The following is a 16,492-nucleotide window of genomic DNA, read 5'->3' as shown; positions in this document are numbered from 1 at the left end:
GCTACCGCGCGGGGAGTACATGAGAGTGCGCAGTGCTCCCCGGGGCGGGGCTACCCGTCGCGCGCGACGGCCCGCTCCGCCACCGCGTGGGCCAGGGCCATGATGGTGACCTGGGGGTTCACACCGGGCGACGACGGCAGCAGGCAGGCGTCGGAGACCAGCACCCCCTCCGCTCCGCGCAGCCTCCCGTCGGGACGGACGGGGGAGCGCTCGCCGTCCGCCCCCAGGGCAGCCGTCCCCGTGGGGTGGAACGCCGACAGGTGCAGACGACGCCGGCCGGTGCGCTGCACCACCTCCTCCAGGGCACCGGGAGAGGTGACCGACGGGTCCGACGCGATACCGGTGAGGACCTCGCGGGCACCCGCGGCGAACAGGATGCGGCCCATGTGGACCATGGACCGGAGCAGACGGTCACCGTCCTCGGGGTGCAGGGCGTAGGAGGCCACGGGACGGTGCGCTCCGCGGACCCGCCCGGAGGGCCGGTCCGAGATCATCGCGCCGAGCAGGCCGAGCTTTCCCGCGTCCGCCAACTCGCGCTTCAGGTCCGCGCCGAGATGCGGGAGGACGAACGAGGTCATGCCGGGCGGTGCCGCGGTCGCCTCGATGAGGATCCCGTCGTGATGCCACTCGTCGACCCCGACGCTCTGCAGGACGTTGGGGCCGGCGCCCGGACCGGTGACCGGCTCCGCGAAACGTCCGGCGACGCTGACGGCCGGGTGGATCGCGAGGTTGCGGCCCAGCCGGGGATGCCCGCCGAGCCCCGAGCGGCGCAGGAGGGCAGGGGTGTGCAGGGCCCCCGCCGCCGCCACGACGAGATCCGTGCCGAGGGTGAACGTCGTGCCGTCCGGACGCTGTGCTTCCACCCCGACGGCGCGGCGGGACCCGGCCCGGTGCGCGGTGAGGATGCGAGTGGCCCGGGCGCGCGTGACGATCCGTGCCCCCGCCGCGCAGGCCGCGGGCAGCACGGACAGGTGCACGGCCTGCTTGGCGCCGCTCGGACAGCCGGCGACGCACTCGCAACATCCCCCGCACCCGGTGGCGTTGCGGCGCAGTGGAGCCGCGGACCAGCCCAGCCGTCCGGAGCCGGAGAGCGCGAGCCCGCCGTTGCGGCCGAGGACCGACGGATCGGGGACGCCCACGCCGAGGAGGCTCTCCACCGGGTCCAGATGACGCGCGAAGGCGGCGGGGTCCGCCAGCTCGACACCGTGGGTACGGTGCCAGCGACGCAGCACGTCGCCGGGTGTGCGGAAACAGGTGCCCGAGTTGACCAGGGTGGTGCCGCCCACGGCCCGCCCGAGGGGGAGCAGCACGGGTGGCAGCCCCCAGGCCAGGGTCGCGCCGCCGTCGCGGTAGGCGTCGGCGAACCGGTCCAGCGGCGGGCGCGAGGCGAGTTCGCGGGTCGGGAAGTGCCGCCCCTCCTCCAGGACCACGACCGAACGCCCGGAGGCGGCCAGGGTCAGCGCCGCCACGGCTCCGCCCGCTCCGGACCCGATCACCACCGCGTCGGCGCGGAACGCGTCCGGCCACTCGGACGACGGGCACAGGTCCAGCGGGGGATCGGCCCGGACGAGAGGCCGGACGGCGCGGGTGCCGTGCCGGCTCGCCCCCGCGGCCAGCAGCAACGGGATCTTCACGGTGTCGAGCAGCGCCTCGAAGCCGGGCAGGCGGACCAGCCGCTGCAGGAGCCGGGCCCTGGCGTCGGCCGGCAGCCGGTGGGCCCGCCGCCCCGTGGTCAGCACGGAGAAGCCGTCGAGCGCGGCGTCGGCCGCGTGCAGGCCCGTACGGACGGACGGTGGCAGGGAAGACATGAAGCGCAGCAGCCGTTCCGGCACCTGCCGTTCCCACTCCGGGCTGTGGGCGTCACCGCCGGCGTCCAGCAGTACGGCCGACAGGGCCCGGCCACCCACCGCCCTCATCGCAGCCCCACTTCCGCGTGCGCCGTGCCCCGCAGGTCCCAGATCTGCTCGGTGCGCCACCGGCCGTCGCTCCACCGCTCCAGACGGACGTGTACGTCGGCCCGCTCGCTGTTGTGGCAGGTGGCCTCGCCGCCGTCCGGGTCGGTGTAGCCCACCGCGGTGCGTCGCTCCTCCGGCAGGTCCACCCGCACCGCGATACGGCGTCCTCCCGCGCGCCCGCGGACGGTCCAGGTCGGCAACTGCGGCCGGCCCCGGAACCGCCCGACGCCCAGCACGCCCAGCGAACTGCGCCAGTCGCCCCGCGGCCAGTCGCGTCCCCCTCTGCGCAGCCGGAGGAACACCAGGGGCGGCAGGTGCCGCAGGAGGGGCAGTCCGGAGACGGCCGTCACCACTTCCAGAACGGTGTCGCCGTCCAGGTCGGCGTGCAGCCAGGCCCAGCGGTGGGCGTTGCCGCGACCGGCGATGCGGGCGTCGGCGCCGGGTGCGGCCGCCAGGCTGAGCAACTCCCCGTCGAGGCGGACGGATCCGGTGTAGCGGGCCTGCGCCTGATGGACGGCGTGCACGGCGGGCAGCAAGCGGCGCTTCCACGCCAGGCGGGGGAAGGTGTGCAGGGGCGCGGAGCCCGCCGTCACCTCGATGTCCCAGGCCAACCGGTCGGTCCTGCCGCGCAGTTCACGCGCGGTGGCGACGGCGGACGGGGAGCGGAAACCGGGGGGTCGCGCGCGGGTGGCGTCGCCGGCCGGCACGGGGGGCTCCTCCGGAAGGGGGTGCGGGCCGAAGCGGTCGACGACGGGAGGCGCGTCCGGCGGGTACACCGCGGCCCAGCCGTGCGTGTAGGGAGCACCCCCGACGGGTCGGACCAGTTCGTGGTGGAGCCAGAAGCCGGTGCCGGTGTCCGGGTCGGTGAAGGTGCTGTACCAGGTGTTGAGGCGGTCCCGGCGCGGCACGGCGAGCGCCTCGGCGCTGGCAGTGGTCGTGGTGGTGGCAGCGGCAGGGACAGGGGCAGTGGTGTCGGTGGCCGTGCCGCCGGTGGTTGCGGGCGCGGGGAAACGCCAACTGGCGGTGAACGAGGGCAGGGTGCGCAACCGGAAGCGCAGCAGGCCCTCGCCGCCGGCGCCGGTCGCTTCGGCCGGCCGCAGCCGCACCGGCAGGGTGGTCATCGAGTGCAAAGGACTGCGCCACACCGGGGACTTGTGCCCCTCCAGGACGTACCGGCGGCCGTCGCGGGCCGTGAAGCGCACCTCGTAGGCGATCCGGCCCTCCGACAGCGGGGCGATGACCATACTGCCCGAAGCGCTGCGGTCGTCGGCCCAGCCGTCGATGCGGACGCGCCCCTCGACGAGGGCCGTCGTGGAGCCGCGCGGGCGGATCGCGCCGCGCGTGGCGACCCGCAGGTCGAGTCGCACCGGCCGTGACCCGCCGGCGGCTGCGTCGGCCGCGTCCAGCCGCAGGGTGCCCTCCATGGTCTCCGCAAAGCGCGCTCCCCGGCGTGCTGCCATCTACGGCACCCTTCCTCTCCGAATCGACGTCAGTGGCTGAGTGGCTCATCCACTGAGGGCAGAGAACCAGGCCCCCGCGTCGAGGTCAACCCCCGAGCCCCGTCGGCCCCTTCCGCGTGGCGGCTGCGCCGGCGCCGCCTCACCGCCGTCGGGCGTGCTTCCTCAAGTCGGCGGTCATCTCCTGCTCGGTCAGCCGGAAGTACTCCTCGGCGGCGCGTCCGGCGTCCTCCACCTCGCGGTGGGCGACCGCTTCCACCACCTGCCCGATGCGGTCCGCCGCCGCCGCCGGGTCGGCGAAGGGGGTGCTCATCACATGGCGTACCGGCAGGTAGGCGTTGAGCAGCGTGTTCGTCAGCAGCAGGTAGACGCGGTTGCCGGTGGCGCGGGCCAGTTCGCGGTGCACCTCCGCCTCGGCGAGCTGTGCCCCGGCCGGGTCCGGCGCGTGGACCACCGCGTCGACCGCGGCACGCAGCCGGACCCCCTGCGAGGTCCTGCACCGGGAGGCGGCCTTGCGCGCGATGATCCCGCCGATGGCCCGCCGTGCCTCGAAGACGTCCGACAGCCACCGCCCGTCCTGCCCCACGAGCAGGGGCAGGAGGTCGACGCCCCCGGACCTCAGGAAGTCCAGTACGCGGGTGCCCACGCCGTGGCGGGTGCGGAGCAGGCCCGCCTGCTCCAGCCGCGACAGCGCGTGCTTCAGGGTGGTCCGGGTGACGCCGTAGGAGGCGGCGAGTTCACGCTCCGGCGGGAGCAGGGAGCCGGGGGTGAGCGTGCCGTCCAGGATGCTCGTGCGCAGGCGCTCCTCCAGCACGTCGACGACGGACTGGCGCACGATCGCTTCGCCTGGCATGGCCGCACTCCCTCGGTTCGGTCCGCGCTCCCGTCGGTGGGGCCGAGGACCGGATGTCGGATCTTCGCAGGCAGTGGACCAGCGCGGACTTCCGACCGTCAAGCGGGGACCGTCCTGGCCGCCGCGCGGTCGCGGAACCGGAGGGGCTCGGCGTAGCCGCCGTCACGGGGAGTCCCCCGGGCCGCGGTGCCGCGACGCCCGCCGCGAGGCGGGCCGCGGGTGGAGCGATCCTCCCGTCACGGGTGGCGCGCCCGTGTGAGCCCTGGATGCGCCCCCTCCGCTGCGGCCACTATGCGCCGTGACGACGGACGGGTGGCCGAAGACCGCCCCTGGGGGCGTCCGCCCGGGTTCCCGAAGGGAAACGTGACTGACGATGTGGGTACATCTGCCGACGACGGTGGCCGAGGCACGGAAGCACGTGGGCGAGGGCGCGGTGCCGATCGGCGGCGCGACCCTGGTCTGGGCCACATGGCAACGTGACGGATTCCCCGAACAGGCGATGTCGCTCAGCCGGTTGCCCGAGGCCAACGTCATGGGCGAACAGGAACTGGGCGGTGCGGTGGTCCTGAGCCGCGTGGACGGGCGCGTCCCCCACGTCCTGCGTGCCGCCGCCGCGGCGGTGGGCACGGGCGCGGTACGGCGCACGGCGACGGTCGGCGGCAACATAGCCGGCAGCACGTTGCGTTGCCTGCTGCCGGCGGCCCTGGTCCTGGAGGCCCGCGCGACCGTACTGGCCCCGCACGGCGTCTACGAGACCGATCTCGCCGAAGTGACGGCCAAGCGCCCGGTGCTGCTCGGCCTTCGCTGGCGCACGCCGGTCGCCAGCGCCTATCGCAAGGTGCCCGCCGGGGCGACCGGCGCTCCGCCCCTCGTGGTCGCCACAGCCCTGCACGCGGAGACCGCCACCGGCGCCGGCCGCCGCGCAGGGCATCGCCTCCGCGCGGCCGTGCGCGACGGCTACGACGTCGTGACCGCGACCGTGACCTGCGGCCCGGACACCGCCCACCCCGTGGACCAGCTGCGCGGGACCCCGCTCGCGGACGTTCCCGGCGCCATGGACCTGGTCGCGGAGCAGGTCGCCACGCTGGTGGCGGCCGCGTCGGCCGAGGGGCGAGCGTCCGGCGAGCCGCGTCCGCGCGACTGAGCGGAGACGGGGGCGCGGCGCCCCGGCGGCCAGCCCTTGCCCGGCGTGCCGGTCGAGGGCAGGCCGGTGGCGTCACCTCATTGCGAACACCGCGCAGGTGGCCGTGGCGTGCGCGTACGTCCTGCCGTCCTCGATGCCGCTCAGCCGGGCCTCCGCGGTCGCCAGGGTGCGGCCGAGGTGGATCACCTGGGCAGTGGCGCGCAGCGTGCCGGTGACCGGTGTGATCGGCCTGACCATGTTCACGTTGAGCTGCGCCGTGCTGTAGGCGAGGCCGGCCGGGAGGCGGGTCAGGACGGCGGAGCCGAGCGCCGAGTCCAGGAGTGTGGCGGCGAACCCGCCGTGCACCGTGCCCATCGGATTGCACAGATGCTCGCCGGTCTTTCCCTCGAAGACGGCCTTTCCGGATTCCACCGCGACCAGATCGAATCCGAGAGTCGCAGAAATGGGGGCCCTCGGGCTGCGTCCGTCGATGATCGACAGAAGGTGGTCGAGTCCGGTCGCGCCCTTGTCGTCAGGGCCGGTCTTCGGGGTGCTGGTGCTCGTGTCGTCGCTCATGCCCTCACCCTAGGACGGCCACGCGAAAGGGCCAGTACAGATTCCGTACCTCTCCCGGTACCCTCGCCCCATGGCCGGCTACCAGCAGTTCTGCCCGATCGCCCGCGCTCTCGACGTCCTCGGGGAGCGGTGGACGCTGCTCGTCGTGCGGGAGCTGATGATGGGCGAGCGGCACTTCAACGGAATTCAGCGCGGCATTCCCCGTATGTCCCGGACGATGTTGTCGGCGCGGCTGAAAAGGCTCGAATCCGCGGGGCTCGTGGAACGAGCGGAGGGGGAATACCGGTTGACGAAAGCCGGGGAGAACCTCGCCCCCGTTCTGCGGGAACTCGGCCAGTGGGCCTTGGAATCCGACCCTCGCGGCCTGCGGAAGGAAGACCTCAGCCCGGACGTGCTGACCCACGACATGAGCCGCCGCGTCGTTCCCGAGCGCCTCCCCGTCCATCCGACCCTGGTCGAGCTGCGCTTCCGGGGGGCGGGGCGGGCCGGCCCCTACTTCCTCCTGGCCCGGCGCCCCCAGGTGCAACTCTGCGCGGAGGACGGCGGCTTCGACATCGCCCTGCGCGTGGACGCCGACCTGGAGGCGCTCACCAGGTTCTGGCTCGGCAAGACCTCCTGGGACGGGCTGTTGCGTGCCGGGGCGGTGACGCTCACCGGCCCGGCCGAGCTGAGGCGGGACTTCCCGGCGTGGTTCTCCGGCCACCTGCTCCGGCCCCGGGGGTGACGGGACCATCGCCGGTGTTCGCATTGAGTAGTGCCCCTCCCTGGTCGGATCCCGGTCCGCCTCGGAGACTGTCGGAACCGAATGATCGATCACGATCACGGCGGCCGAACACGGGGGAGGGTCGTATGCAGACATCTACGGGGGCGCACGACCGAAGGCACGGTGGCCCGGCGGCCATGCGGGAACGGCCCCGCAGCCGGCGGGAACCGGTTCCCGATCCGGTCGGCCGCACACCCTGAGACCACCGGGCCCACGACGCCCCGACCGTCCCGATCGGGGACACCCGGAGTTCCGGCCCCGAGAGCTCGGCCCCCGCAGCACGGGCCGCAGCCGGCGGACCCGTCAGGCGTGGCGACCGCGTCCCGTTCACCCGTTGCCCGGCCCTCCACATCGGCTCCGCCGAGTGCCCCATGCGCCGTCGCGCACGACGCCGTGCCGCTTCCGCGCGGTCGCCGGCCGCAGCGTCAACGAGGGCGAGGGCGACTTCCTGTGCGCCGGGACGGCTATCCTCGGCGGCCACGGCCCGCGCAGTGACCGGGACAGCCTTCTGGAGGTCCAGGAGTTCTTCGGCCGCCCCGTGATCGGTCTGGAACTGATCGACCCGGCCTACTACCACCTGGACACCGCGTCGGCGGTCCTCGACCATGACGAGGTCATGTACTACCCCCAGGCGTTCAGCCCCGGCAGCCGCGAGGTGCTGCGTCGCCTGTACCCGGACGCCATCGAGGCGGAGCCGGCCGACGCGGCGGTCTTCGGACTCGACGCGGTGAGCGACGGCCGGCGCGTCTTCCTGCCCGAGGCGGCCACCGCTCTCGCGGAGCGCTTGCGCGAGCGCGGGTTCGAACCGGTGGGCATCGATCTGTCCGAACTCCTCAGGGGCGGCGGCAGCGTGAAGTGCTGCACGCTGGAGGTCAGGGCACAGCGGCAGAACGAGGGCAGGACGCCGTGAGCACACTCATCGCCCGGCCGATCGGCACCGAGCGACTCGATCTGCTGCCGCTGCGGGTGGAGCACGCCGAGGAGATGGCCCTCGTGCTGTCCGACCCAGACCTGCACACCTTCACGGGCGGCACCCCGGACACCCCGCTGACTCTGCGTTCGCGCTACGAGCGGATGACCGCGGGCTCCCCGGATCCGGCGGTCTCCTGGCTGAACTGGGTGCTGCACCTGCGGGCCGAGTCCTGCCTGACGGGCACGGTCCAGGCCACGGTGGGTCCGTCGGACGACGGGCTCGTCGCCGAGATCGCCTGGGTGGTGGGAACGCCGTGGCAGGCACGGGGCATCGCCCGCGAGGCGGCCGGCGGACTGCTCCGGTGGCTCCGCGGACAGTCCGTGCGCACGGTCGTCGCCCACGTCCATCCGGACCACCGGGCGTCCGCAGCCGTGGCCACCGCCGCCGGTCTCGCGCCGACGGGCACCTGGCACGACGGCGAGCGGCGCTGGCAGCGGACGTTCGGCAGCTGACCGCCCACGGGGCCGAAACCGCTTGGCAGTTCCCGCATCGGCACCGGTAACGTCCGGCTTCCGAAGCCCACCACCGTCCATTCGAGGGGACTGCCCGATGACCAGCCGGAGACCGACGACGACCCTGTGGCGCCCCACGGGTCCCGAGGAGCTGGAGCTGGTCCGGCGGTCCAAGTGGCGTGCCTGGCCTCCGCGCCTGCCCGAGCAGCCGATCTTCTACCCGGTTCTCGACGAGGACTACGCGATCCGGATCGCGCGGGACTGGAACGTGAAGCACGACGGCGCGGGATACGTCACCCGCTTCGAGGTGGACACGAAGTTCCTGAGTCGCTACCCCGTCCGTCAGGCTGGCGGACGGACGATTCTCGAACTGTGGGTACCGGCCGAGGAACTGGACGATTTCAACGCCCATGTCGTCGGTGACATCCAGGTGGTCCACGAGTTCCACTGACCCGGGCCACGGGGAGCCCGGGGCGACCGGCGCCACCGGGGCCCGGCGACGAGGACGCGAGCAGTCCGGCCACGTCCCCTGGCCCTCTCGACTCGAGGTCGACCCGGTCGCCGTCCGGCAGTGCCTCAAGGCCGCGAGGGCGCCGCTGCTAGCCTCGTGCCGATCACGGAACGCGGACGCGACTCACGTCGCCCCTCGAGCCCCCGGCTCGGGCCGGCGGACCGCCGCGCCCGTCCTGACGCACTGAAAGGCGCCACCCCACTCCATGCACATGCGCACCACCCGAACCGCTCTGGCCGCATCCGTTGCCGCGCTGGCGCTGACGCTCACCGCCTGCGGCAGCGGCGGCGAGTCCGCCGACGGCAAGTCTCGCCCGAGCGAGGGGAAGTCCGAGTCGGCGAAGGCCGGGACGACGTTCCGTCTCGGCGAGCCGAGCCCGCTCCAGGAGAGCGCGGCCGAGAAGTACAAGGGGACGAAGTACACGCTGACCCCGACGAAGGTGCAGACCGGTACGGAGGCCGACATGGCCAACTCCGGTCTCAAGAAGGACAAGGACGACAAGCCTCAGGTGCCGGTCTACGTGTGGGCCACCCTGAAGCACGTCAGCGGCAAGCCCATGGCGTCCGGCGACATGGACGACGACCTGATCGTCCGGACGGACAAGGACAAGCGCACCCGCGCGCTCATCGTGCTGCTGGGCGAGGCGAAGTGGCCCGACTGCCCGGCGCCTCAGGACAAGACCCTGAGCCCCGGACAGTCGCAGAAGATCTGCAAGGCGTTCCTCATCCCCGCAGGCCAGAAGGCGAGCGCGGTCGAGCTGTTCCAGGGCTTCTACAAGGAACCCCTGGAGTGGCCGGTGAACGGCTGACCGGGCCGGGTCCTCAACGCACCGGGAACCCGCACGCGTAGCCCTGCTGCTCGAGCCAGGGGAGGATGCGGCGCAGGGCCTCGACGGTCTGGGAGCGGTCGCCGCCCGCGTCGTGGAAGAGGAGGGTCGGCCCGTTGGCCAGCTCCCGCTGGACCGTGGCCACGATGGCGTCGGCGCCGGGACGTTCGAAGTCCTTGGTGTCGACGTTCCAGCCCAGCGGCCGCATCCCCCGCGACGCGGCGAGTTCCCGGCTGTACGGGGTGAACGCCCCGCCGGGCGCCCGGTAGTACATCGGCCGGACGCCTCCCGACGCCTTCGTGATCATGCGTTCGGCGTCGAGGATCTGCTGGGACTGGTAGGTCGTGGAGTTCTTGTCCATGGCGGTGTCGTGCGAGACGGAGTGGTCGCACAGCCGGTGCCCGGCCGCGACCACCTTCCTGACGAGGTCGGGGTGCGCCTGCGCCTGGGTGCCCACCATGCAGAACGTGGCCTTGACCCCGTACTGCCGCAGCACGTCGAGGACGCGAGGGGTCCACACGGGGTCGGGGCCGTCGTCGATGGTGATGTTCACGCCCCGGGCCCCCTTCTCCGACGCATGCGCGATGGTGACCGCGACCGGCTGGACGTCACCGACGGGCGAGGCCGATGCGGTCGCCTTCGGCGCCGGGGCGTCGGTGGCGCCGGCCTGCGCGGTCCACACCGATGCGCCGGTGGCGAGTACCGTCACCCCCAGCGCCGCTCCCACGACCTTGCCGTACCAGCCCCGCCCGCCACCGTGTCGCGCCATGTCCGCCCCGCTCTCCCGCAGTTCCCGTCCGGCCCCCGGTCGTCTCACGACCACCCGACAGGACGAGGGCCGACGGCTGCGGGATCCGCCCGTTACGGATTCCGGACGATTCCGCGGGGGTTCGCGGACAACCGGCGCACCCGTCGCCTGGCTGTCGGCGCAAGCGCGAGGAGCGCCGTGGAGAGCCGGTCCTCGCCGTCCTGTTCCGTCAAGCGCCCCCGGCTGTCTCCCCCGGCGCCCCGGGGACGCTGGGTTCCCACTGGCCCGCCCCCTGAGGCGCGACCCCCGGTGTCACCCCCGTGCCGGGTGGGGCCGGCCGCCGGTCCGACGCGTTCAGGCTCAACCGGGAGACGATGCGGTAGCGGTCGCCGCGGTAGATCGAGTGGACGTACTCCACCGGCCGCCCCCGCGTGTCGCTGGTGTGGCGCTCGAAGAGCAGCGCGGGCGACAGTTCGGGCACACCCAGCAGCCGCGCCTCCGCCTGGCTGACCACGGTGGGCTCGATCGTCTGGGTCGCGTCGCTGACCTCCACCCGGTGCCGCTCGCGCAGGTGCTGGTAGAGGTCGCCCGTCTCCAACTCCCGTGCGGTGAGCGCGGGGACGAGGTCCGCCGGGATGTGCAGGTGCTCGATGGCCATCGGGGCGCCGTCGACCAGCCGCAGGCGCGCCGCGTAGACGATCTCGGCGGCGGGGGACAGGTGCAGTTTGCGGCCCACCCGGGCGCCCGCGGTGATGGTGGCGAACTCCAGCAGACGGCTCGACCAGGCGCCGGACGCCTGCGGCAGGACCATGCCGTGGGAGTCCGAGACGAGTTCCTGCGTGATCTTCTCCGGTGCCACGAACATGCCCCGCCCGTGCTCGCGCACGAGGAGCCCCGCGGCGACGAGTTCGTCCACCGCCGCCCGGAGCGTGGGGCGGGAGACCTTGAGCGTGGCGCACAGGGACCGTTCCGAGGGGATGGCGTCCCCCGGGTGCAGCGACTCGATGAGCTGGAGGATGTGGTCCCGGACCCGCTCCCGTTTGAGTACCGCCCCCGACCCGTCAGCGCCCATGCCCGACCGCTCCCGCCCCGCCGTACGCGAATGTTCTCCGACCCGTCCTGGGGACTCTTTACCACTCAACGCCTGCTGGTCAAGCGCGGGGTAGTCGCGAGGGTCGCACTCACGAGCTGACGCGCCCCAAAACCCGTAGGAACGCGGGGGATTGACGCCTCTATTGGTCTATGCCATTTTCATCGACCAACGAGAGGTCACCTGTCCAGTGGCTCAACTGGTCAGATTCCTTGGCGTCTTACCTCCAGAGGTGAACCGTGAAGCTCCGCACGCTTGCAGGACTGACCGCACTGGTGATCGTCTCGGGCGTCAGCGCCTGCGGTGACGGCTCCGGATCGTCCGGTGACTCCGCCGGCGGCGCCACGACGATCGACGTCTGGCTCATGCGCGACAGCGTCTCGGCGCAGTTCCAGAAGGAGTTCGTCGCCGGGTTCGAGGAAGCCCACCCCGACATCGACGTCGAGGTCCAGATCCAGGAGTGGGACGGCATCGGGGAGAAGGTCACGGCCGCCCTCGCCAGCAACGACGCCCCGGACGTCATCGAGACGGGCAACACCCAGGTCGCGCAGTACGCGCAGAGCGGCGGCCTGCTCGACCTCAGCGACAGGGCCGAGGAACTCGGGGGAGGCGACTGGCTCGAAGGTCTGGCCGAACCCGGTGCGTTCGAGGGCAAGCAGTACGGCATCCCGTACTACGCCGCCAACCGGGTCGTGATCTACCGCACCGACCTGTTCGAGAAGGCCGGTGTCGACGCGGCCTCCCTCAAGACCCGGGACCAGTGGATCGCCGCCACCGAGAAACTCGACTCGGGCGGCACCCAGGGCATCTACCTGCCGGGCCGGATGTGGTATGCACTGGCCGGCTTCATCTGGGACGAGGGCGGCGACCTCGCCACACGGTCGGGCGAGGACTGGCGGGGCGCACTCGACACGCCGCAGGCGCTGCGCGGCATGGCCTTCTACAAGAAGCTGCAGGCCCTCGGCAAAGGCCCCAAGGACTCCGACGAGGCCGAGCCGCCCCAGGCCGAGGTGATGGCCAAGGGGCAGGTGGCCCAGATCATCTCCACGCCCGGCGGAGCCAACGTGGTCACCGAGAACAACCCCGACCTCAAGGGCAAGCTCGGCTTCTTCCCCGTCCCGGGCAAGACGGCCGAACGCCCCGGCTCGGTGTTCATCGGCGGCTCCGACCTCGTCATCCCGGCGGCGTCCGCCAAACCGGAGGCCGCGTTCACCTTCGTCAAGGAACTCACCGGTGACGCCTGGCAGCGCAAGCTCGCCGCCGCCATGAGCTACGTCCCGAACAAGACCACACTGGCCGACGCGGTCGCCTCCGACCCCGGCGCCTCGGCCATGGCGGCCGGTGCCGCCGTCGGCAGGGCGACACCCAACACCCCCGGCTGGGCCGCCGTCGAGGCCAAGAACCCCATCAAGGACTACATGACCGCGGTGCTCACCGGTGCCGACGCCAGGGCGGAGGCGGCCCGGGCCTCCGCAGCGATCACCGCCGCCATGAACGGCTCCTGATCCGCCACCGCCGCACCGCCCGCCCCGGGGCCTTCCGGCGCGGCCCCGCCGTACAGGCCCCTGACGACACCCGAGGAGGCGACACCGTGTCGGTCGTCCGCGACTCCAGTGCGCCACCCGTCCGACCCCGCCCTCCCGCGCGGCCACCCGCGAAGCCGCGACGCGGGAGCGCACCACGGGCCGGCCGGGCGGGCCCGTGGCCCTACCTGCTCGTGGCCCCCACGGTCCTGGGCATGCTGTACCTCCTGCTGTACCCGCTCGCCCGCGCGGTGCTGATCTCGCTGCAGGACTTCCAGCTCCGGCAGTTGATCCGGGGAGACGCCCGGTTCGTCGGCCTGCGCAACTACCGGACGCTGCTGACGGACGAGCGCTTCTGGCAGGTCGTGCGCCGCACCTTCGTCTTCATGGCCGTGAACGTCGTCCTGATCATGCTGCTGGCCATGCTGGTCGCCCTGCTCGTCGAGCGGCTGGGCCGGCTGGGGCGAACGGCCGTGCTCAGCGCGCTCGTCCTGGCCTGGGCGATGCCGGTCATCGCCGCCACCACCGTCTTCCAGTGGCTGTTCCACTCCGAGTTCGGCGTCGTCAACTGGGCGCTGCAGCAGCTCGGCTTCTCCTCGTTCGACCGCTACCCCTGGTTCGCCCACGGTCCGGCGGCCTTCATCATCCTCGTGCTGCTGATCGTCTGGCAGTCGGTGCCCTTCGCCGCCATCACCCTCTACTCCGCCCTGACGACCGTCCCCGCGGAACTGTACGAAGCGGCCCGCATCGACGGCGCCTCGGCCGGGCGCGTCTTCCGCGCGGTCACGCTCCCGCTGATCCGGCCGATCTTCATGCTGGTCCTCTCCCTGGAGGTCATCTGGACCTTCAAGGCGTTCGTGCAGATCTGGGTCATGACCAACGGCGGACCGGGCGACGCCACCACCATCCTGCCCGTCTACGCCGTGCAGACCGCTCTGTCGAGCCAGCGCTACGACCTCGGCTCGGCCGCCTCCCTGGTCACCGTCCTGCTGATGGCAGGCGTACTCGTCCTCTACTTCCGCCAGATGTTCCGCCAGGAGGGCGAAGCCGTATGAGCGCCGGTCCCCTGACAGCCAGGTCCCCCCGTCGTGGTGCCGGCACCGGCATCCGCCCCTCTGCCCGCCGGCGCCTGCTGCTCGGCTGCGCGGCCTGCCTGACGATCGCCGTGTGCCTCTTCCCTGTCTACTGGATGATCACCACCGCGTTCACACCCAGCCGGGACATCCAGTCGGACACACCCCGACTCCTGCCGCACACCTGGACCACGGAGCACTTCCGTGCCGCGGTGGCGGCGGACGGCTTCGCCCTGTTCTGGCGCAACAGCCTGCTGGTGACCGCCGGTGCCGTCCTGCTCGCCCTCGTCGTCGCGCTCGGCGCGTCGTTCGCGGTGGCCCGTATGCGATGGCGCGGCCGGCGGCAGTTCACGCTGCTGGTGTTCATCGCCCAGATGGCACCCTGGGAGGCGCTGATCATCCCCGTGTACATCATCTCCCGGGACACCGGCATGCTCGACCGGCTGCCCACCCTCACGCTCGTGTACTTCATGATGACGCTGCCGTTCACCATCGTGGTGCTGCGCGGCTTCATCGCCGCCATCCCACCGGAACTGGAGGAGGCGGCCCAGGTCGACGGCTGCACACGCCGCCACGCCTTCCGCCACATCACCTTCCCTCTGCTCGCACCCGGGCTGATGGCCACCTCCCTGTTCGGCTACATCACTGCCTGGAACGAGTTCGCCTACGCCAACTTCCTCATCATCAAGCAGCAGGACAGCCGCACCCTTCCGGTCTGGCTCTCCTCGTTCCAGAACGTCTTCGGCACCGACTGGGGCGCCACGATGGCCGCCTCCACCCTCTTCGCACTCCCCGCCCTCGTCGTCTTCCTCCTCCTCCAACGCCATGTGACCGCCGGTTTCGCCGCCGGCGCCGTCAAGGGCTGAGCCCGCCCCCGCTCAGCCGTGACCCTTCCGGAGACAGCCGTGACCCCGTCCCCGCCGCGGACCGCGCTCGTGCCCCGACCCACCAAAGCCCGCTACAAAGCAGGGGAGTTCACCTTCGGCACCGACACCCGCGTACGCGTCACCGCGGGCGCCGAGCCCGCCGCCGAACTCCTGCGCACCCTCCTCGCACCCGCCACCGGGCTGGCGCTGCCCCCGGCCGCCGACGGCCCCGTCGTCCTCGCACTCGACACCGCCCTGACCGGACTGGGCGGCGAGGGCTACGGACTGACCATCGGACCCCGCTCCGTGCTCCTGCGCGCCCGCACCCTCACCGGCCTGCTGCGCGGCGTACAGACCCTCCGTCAGCTGCTGCCCGCGCAGGCCCTGGCCGCGACCCCCCGACCGGGCGTGCGCTGGACCCTGCCCTGCGCCGACATCACGGACGTCCCCCGGCTGCCCTGGCGGGGAGCCATGCTCGACGTGGCCCGCCACTTCCAGCCCCTGCCGTACCTGCTGCGCTACGTCGACCTCCTCGCCCTGCACAAGATCAACGTCTTCCATCTGCACCTGACGGACGACCAGGGCTGGCGCATGCCGGTCTCCGCCTACCCCAAGCTCACCGAGATCGGCGGCCACCGGCGCGGGTCCATGAGCGGGCCGAGCGGCGACCACCACGACGGCACACCTCACGACGGCAGACCCCACGGCGGTGCCTACACCCGGGCCGAGCTCGGCCACCTCGTCGCCCACGCGGCGGCACGCGGCGTCACGGTGATGCCCGAGATCGAGATGCCGGGCCACTCCAGGGCCGCCCTGGCCGCCTACCCGCACCTGGGCAACCAGCCCGGACGCGCCCTGGACGTGTGGACGCGGTGGGGCGTGTGCGACACGATCCTCGGGGTCCACGAGGAGGTCCTCGAATTCTGCCGGACCGTGCTGGAGGAGGTCATGGACGTCTTCCCCTCGCACCATCTGCACATCGGCGGCGACGAATGCCCCACGACCGAATGGGAGCGGAGCCCGGCGGCCAGAAGCCGCGCCCGGAGTGAGGGGCTGGCCGGGCCGGCCGCCCTGCACGGCTGGTTCCTCGACCGCGTCGGTGCCTTCCTCACCCGACGGGGACGGCGCCCGGTGGCCTGGGCGGAGACCGGCACCGAACTGCCCCCCGGCTTCACCGCGATGGCCTGGCGCGACCCCGCACACGCCCTGCACGCCGCCCGGCGCGGCCACGACGTGATCAACTCCTATCACCGCGCCACCTATCTGGACTATCCGCAGAGCCCCGGCCCCGACGAGCCGCCCGGCCAGCCCGGCGGCGTCGTCGGCCTGCGGGACGTCCACGGTCACGATCCCGTACCCGAAGCGGCATCGCCGCAGGCGGCCGCCCGCATCCTGGGCACCCAGGCCCACCTGTGGACCGAGTACGCCGCGACACCGGCCCGCATCGAGTACCTGACCTACCCCCGGCTGTGCGCCCTGGCCGACGCCGGCTGGACGGGGCCCACCCCCTGGTCCGACTTCAGCTCCCGTCTGGCCGGCCACACGGCCCGCCTCGACGCCCTGCGGGTCGGCCGCCACCCCTGAGCCGCACCACGGCACGACGCACCACGGCACAACACAACAGCACACCACCCGGCACCAGCACAGCACCGTCCGTGTTCGTCCGGCCGCCCCGAGCGGCGGGACGACCCGCCCCCACCCGG

General features: G+C 72.8%; 15 protein-coding genes and 1 pseudogene. 10 read left to right on the top strand and 6 right to left on the bottom strand.

Going from position 1 to position 16,492, the window contains the following annotated elements:
• Positions 1-50: 50 nt before the first annotated feature.
• From ACZ4M5_RS17650 to ACZ4M5_RS17640, 3 genes are all read right to left on the bottom strand, one after another.
• Entirely contained in the window at positions 51-1,916 is a 1,866-nt protein-coding gene (locus tag ACZ4M5_RS17650) for a GMC family oxidoreductase N-terminal domain-containing protein (RefSeq protein ID WP_467737717.1), read from the bottom strand.
• Entirely contained in the window at positions 1,913-3,415 is a 1,503-nt protein-coding gene (locus tag ACZ4M5_RS17645) for a hypothetical protein (protein WP_467737715.1), read from the bottom strand. The genes ACZ4M5_RS17650 and ACZ4M5_RS17645 overlap by 4 nt, the downstream gene beginning before the upstream one ends.
• Before the next feature lie 139 nt (positions 3,416-3,554).
• Positions 3,555-4,265, bottom strand: coding sequence for a FadR/GntR family transcriptional regulator (locus ACZ4M5_RS17640; protein ID WP_467737713.1), 711 nt, complete (start codon positions 4,263-4,265; stop codon positions 3,555-3,557).
• Between the two features lie 373 nt (positions 4,266-4,638).
• Between ACZ4M5_RS17640 and ACZ4M5_RS17635 the strand changes: the two genes are divergently transcribed.
• Positions 4,639-5,409, top strand: a complete 771-nt coding sequence (locus ACZ4M5_RS17635; protein ID WP_467737711.1) for an FAD binding domain-containing protein — start codon at positions 4,639-4,641, stop codon at positions 5,407-5,409.
• A 72-nt stretch (positions 5,410-5,481) separates the two neighbouring features.
• Here the strand turns inward: ACZ4M5_RS17635 and ACZ4M5_RS17630 are convergent, their stop codons facing one another.
• The gene (locus ACZ4M5_RS17630) at positions 5,482-5,964 is read right to left on the bottom strand and encodes a PaaI family thioesterase (RefSeq protein ID WP_467737710.1); all 483 of its coding nucleotides are present in this window, start codon (positions 5,962-5,964) and stop codon (positions 5,482-5,484) included.
• Between the two features lie 70 nt (positions 5,965-6,034).
• On the opposite strand from ACZ4M5_RS17630, the gene ACZ4M5_RS17625 reads away from it, so the two are divergent.
• The 5 genes and pseudogenes from ACZ4M5_RS17625 (at position 6,035) to ACZ4M5_RS17605 (ending at position 9,471) form a co-directional block, all read left to right on the top strand.
• The gene (locus ACZ4M5_RS17625) at positions 6,035-6,688 is read left to right on the top strand and encodes a winged helix-turn-helix transcriptional regulator (RefSeq protein WP_467737708.1); all 654 of its coding nucleotides are present in this window, start codon (positions 6,035-6,037) and stop codon (positions 6,686-6,688) included.
• A gap of 463 nt (positions 6,689-7,151) precedes the next feature.
• Positions 7,152-7,637, top strand: a pseudogene (locus ACZ4M5_RS17620) (dimethylarginine dimethylaminohydrolase family protein); the annotation flags it as partial.
• The gene (locus tag ACZ4M5_RS17615) at positions 7,634-8,152 is read left to right on the top strand and encodes a GNAT family N-acetyltransferase (RefSeq protein ID WP_467737706.1); all 519 of its coding nucleotides are present in this window, start codon (positions 7,634-7,636) and stop codon (positions 8,150-8,152) included. The pseudogene ACZ4M5_RS17620 and the gene ACZ4M5_RS17615, both read left to right, overlap by 4 nt.
• 97 nt (positions 8,153-8,249) lie before the next feature.
• Complete coding sequence (locus ACZ4M5_RS17610; protein WP_467737704.1) at positions 8,250-8,603, top strand: hypothetical protein; 354 nt, start codon at positions 8,250-8,252, stop codon at positions 8,601-8,603.
• A gap of 271 nt (positions 8,604-8,874) precedes the next feature.
• Entirely contained in the window at positions 8,875-9,471 is a 597-nt protein-coding gene (locus tag ACZ4M5_RS17605; protein ID WP_467737702.1) for a hypothetical protein, read from the top strand.
• Positions 9,472-9,484: 13 nt separating this feature from the next.
• Here ACZ4M5_RS17605 and ACZ4M5_RS17600 read toward each other — a convergent pair whose 3' ends face one another.
• Together ACZ4M5_RS17600 and ACZ4M5_RS17595 are read right to left on the bottom strand one after the other, a co-directional pair.
• On the bottom strand, positions 9,485-10,258 hold the full coding sequence (locus ACZ4M5_RS17600; RefSeq protein ID WP_467737700.1) for a polysaccharide deacetylase family protein: 774 nt from the start codon (positions 10,256-10,258) through the stop codon (positions 9,485-9,487).
• Positions 10,259-10,466: 208 nt separating this feature from the next.
• Positions 10,467-11,309, bottom strand: coding sequence for a GntR family transcriptional regulator (locus tag ACZ4M5_RS17595; protein ID WP_467737698.1), 843 nt, complete (start codon positions 11,307-11,309; stop codon positions 10,467-10,469).
• A 257-nt stretch (positions 11,310-11,566) separates the two neighbouring features.
• Here ACZ4M5_RS17595 and ACZ4M5_RS17590 point away from each other — a divergent pair, with 257 nt between their 5' ends.
• The 4 genes from ACZ4M5_RS17590 (at position 11,567) to ACZ4M5_RS17575 (ending at position 16,373) form a co-directional block, all read left to right on the top strand.
• Positions 11,567-12,832, top strand: a complete 1,266-nt coding sequence (locus tag ACZ4M5_RS17590) for an extracellular solute-binding protein (protein ID WP_467737696.1) — start codon at positions 11,567-11,569, stop codon at positions 12,830-12,832.
• Positions 12,833-12,918: 86 nt separating this feature from the next.
• On the top strand, positions 12,919-13,905 hold the full coding sequence (locus ACZ4M5_RS17585; protein ID WP_467737694.1) for a carbohydrate ABC transporter permease: 987 nt from the start codon (positions 12,919-12,921) through the stop codon (positions 13,903-13,905).
• Positions 13,902-14,789 (top strand): carbohydrate ABC transporter permease, encoded by an 888-nt coding sequence (locus ACZ4M5_RS17580; RefSeq protein WP_467737692.1) that lies wholly within the window; start codon positions 13,902-13,904, stop codon positions 14,787-14,789. The genes ACZ4M5_RS17585 and ACZ4M5_RS17580 overlap by 4 nt, the downstream gene beginning before the upstream one ends.
• A gap of 39 nt (positions 14,790-14,828) precedes the next feature.
• Complete coding sequence (locus tag ACZ4M5_RS17575; protein ID WP_467737690.1) at positions 14,829-16,373, top strand: beta-N-acetylhexosaminidase; 1,545 nt, start codon at positions 14,829-14,831, stop codon at positions 16,371-16,373.
• Positions 16,374-16,492 lie beyond the last annotated feature (119 nt).

The sequence above is a fragment of the Streptomyces sp. NPDC026246 genome (assembly GCF_055567995.1).
Note: the sequence above shows the minus strand (reverse complement) of the source record. Positions and strands in the feature narration are given on the sequence as shown.

Bases quoted from the DNA above. Each gene is read 5' to 3' on its own strand.
- ACZ4M5_RS17580 (WP_467737692.1), top strand. From the start codon at position 13,902: ATGAGCGCCGGTCCCCTGACAGCCAGGTCCCCCCGTCGTGGTGCCGGC.
- ACZ4M5_RS17635 (WP_467737711.1), top strand. From the start codon at position 4,639: ATGTGGGTACATCTGCCGACGACGGTGGCCGAGGCACGGAAGCACGTG.
- ACZ4M5_RS17650 (WP_467737717.1), bottom strand. From the start codon at position 1,916: ATGAGGGCGGTGGGTGGCCGGGCCCTGTCGGCCGTACTGCTGGACGCC.
- ACZ4M5_RS17630 (WP_467737710.1), bottom strand. From the start codon at position 5,964: ATGAGCGACGACACGAGCACCAGCACCCCGAAGACCGGCCCTGACGAC.
- ACZ4M5_RS17645 (WP_467737715.1), bottom strand. From the start codon at position 3,415: ATGGCAGCACGCCGGGGAGCGCGCTTTGCGGAGACCATGGAGGGCACC.
- ACZ4M5_RS17600 (WP_467737700.1), bottom strand. From the start codon at position 10,258: ATGGCGCGACACGGTGGCGGGCGGGGCTGGTACGGCAAGGTCGTGGGA.
- ACZ4M5_RS17605 (WP_467737702.1), top strand. From the start codon at position 8,875: ATGCGCACCACCCGAACCGCTCTGGCCGCATCCGTTGCCGCGCTGGCG.
- ACZ4M5_RS17595 (WP_467737698.1), bottom strand. From the start codon at position 11,309: ATGGGCGCTGACGGGTCGGGGGCGGTACTCAAACGGGAGCGGGTCCGG.
- ACZ4M5_RS17640 (WP_467737713.1), bottom strand. From the start codon at position 4,265: ATGCCAGGCGAAGCGATCGTGCGCCAGTCCGTCGTCGACGTGCTGGAG.
- ACZ4M5_RS17625 (WP_467737708.1), top strand. From the start codon at position 6,035: ATGGCCGGCTACCAGCAGTTCTGCCCGATCGCCCGCGCTCTCGACGTC.
- ACZ4M5_RS17610 (WP_467737704.1), top strand. From the start codon at position 8,250: ATGACCAGCCGGAGACCGACGACGACCCTGTGGCGCCCCACGGGTCCC.